Source organism: Inquilinus limosus MP06, assembly GCF_000767795.1.
In the GTDB taxonomy this organism is placed as follows: domain Bacteria; phylum Pseudomonadota; class Alphaproteobacteria; order DSM-16000; family Inquilinaceae; genus Inquilinus; species Inquilinus limosus_E.
In genome coordinates, this window is the sequence record NZ_JANX01000879.1 from 1 (window position 1) to 1,757 (window position 1,757).

At 72.5% G+C, this 1,757-nt stretch carries 2 protein-coding genes; one reads left to right on the forward strand and one right to left on the reverse strand.

All coding sequences use genetic code 11. The features are described 5' to 3' along the window. Positions 1-610: SDR family NAD(P)-dependent oxidoreductase (locus P409_RS33520; RefSeq protein ID WP_034848877.1), on the forward strand; the 610-nt coding region annotated here is incomplete at its 5' end. 130 nt (positions 611-740) lie between these two features. Here the strand turns inward: P409_RS33520 and P409_RS33525 are convergent. Continuing rightward, on the reverse strand, positions 741-1,757 hold a 1,017-nt coding region (locus tag P409_RS33525), incomplete at its 5' end, for an ABC transporter ATP-binding protein (protein ID WP_081992171.1).

Genomic DNA, 1,757 nt, shown 5'->3' on the forward strand with positions numbered 1-1,757 from the left:
GGCCCGCGTGAAATGGGAGGGCGGCGACGTCGCCTACACCCGCGCCGATGTCCGCGACGCGGCGCAGATGGAGCGCTTCGTCGCCGACACGGTGGCGCGCTGGGGCCGGCTGGACATCGCCTTCAACAATGCCGGCATCGACCTGCCGCCGGCGCCGATCGCCGACACCGACATCGCCGGCTTCGACGACCAGGTGGCGACCAATCTGCGCGGCGTGTTCGTGGCGATGAAGTACGAGCTGCCGCATCTGGTGCGGGCCCGGGGTGCGATGATCAACACCGCGTCGATCGGCGGCCGCCACGCCTTCCCGAACATCGTCGCCTATGGCGCCACCAAGGCCGCGGTGATCCACATGACCCGCGCCGCCGCCCAGGAATACGGCCGCGACGTGCGGATCAGCGCCATCGCCCCGGGCCCGATCGAGACCCCGATGCTGGAGCGGGTGCGGCGCGACTGGAAGGTGACGACCGAGCAGCTGGTCGCGCCCTACCCGATGCGCCGGGCCGGCACGCCGGAGGAGGTCGCCGCCGTCGTCCTGTTCCTGGCCAGCGACGCCGCCTCCTATGTCAGCGGCCACGTCATCGGCATCGACGGCGGCGACCTGGCGTGACACCCGTTCCGGTTGCCGAGACCCGACAACCCTCATCGTCATGGCGAGCCCCACAGGGGCGTGGCTATCCAGGGGTCGGTGCCGCTGGATGGCCACGTCGCTTCGCTCCTCGCCATGACGGGGACAGGGATCAGGGAATCGATCTCAGGGTCCCTGGCATGACCGCCGGCGCCAGCGGCGAGGCCAGGGCCAGCTCGGGCCGGATGCAGGCGCTGAGGTGCCCCTCCCCGACCGCCTGCAGCGGCGGCGCGGCCTCGGCGCAGGCCGGCAGGGCGTAGCGGCAGCGGGTGCGGAAGGCGCAGCCGGAGGGCGGCGACAGCGGGCTGGGCAGCTCGCCCTTCAGCAGGATGCGCGGGCGGCGCAGGGTCGGGTCCGGGATCGGCGCGGCCGACAGCAGCGCCTCGGTGTAGGGGTGGCGCGGTGTCTCGAACAGCGCCCGGGCCGGGGCGATCTCGACGATCCGGCCGAGATACATCACCGCCACCCGGTCGCAGATCTGGCCGACCACGGCGAGGTCATGGCTGATGAAGACGATGGTCAGGTCCAGCCGCCGCTTCACCTCCATCAGGAGGTTGATGATCTGGGCCTGGACCGAGACGTCGAGGGCGGAGACCGGCTCGTCCGCCACCAGCAGCCGCGGCTCGGTCACCAGCGCCCGGGCGATGCCGATGCGCTGCCGCTGGCCGCCGGAGAATTCATGCGGGAAGCGCTCCATGTGACCGGCGGACAGGCCGACCGTCTCCAGCGCCGCCGCCACCCGCGCCGCCCGCTCCGCCGCCGGTGGCGCATCCTTCTGCACCCGCAGCGGCATGGCGACGATGCGGCCGACGGTCATGCGCGGGTTCAAGGACGCCGCCGGGTCCTGGAACACGAATTGCAGCCGCGGCCGGATCGGCTTCAGCTGCCGGCGACCGAGATCGGTGATGTCGGCGCCCTCGAACAGCACCCGCCCGCCGGTCGGGCGCATCAGCCGCAGGAGCGTGCGGCCCAGCGTGCTCTTGCCCGAGCCGGATTCGCCGACCAGCCCCAGCACCTCGCCCTGCCGCACCGCGAAGGAGACGCGGTCGACCGCGCGCACCTGCAGACGCTCGCGCCCGAAGAGCGTGCCGCCGACCGGGAAGGACTTGCTGAGATCCTGCAGCTCGAG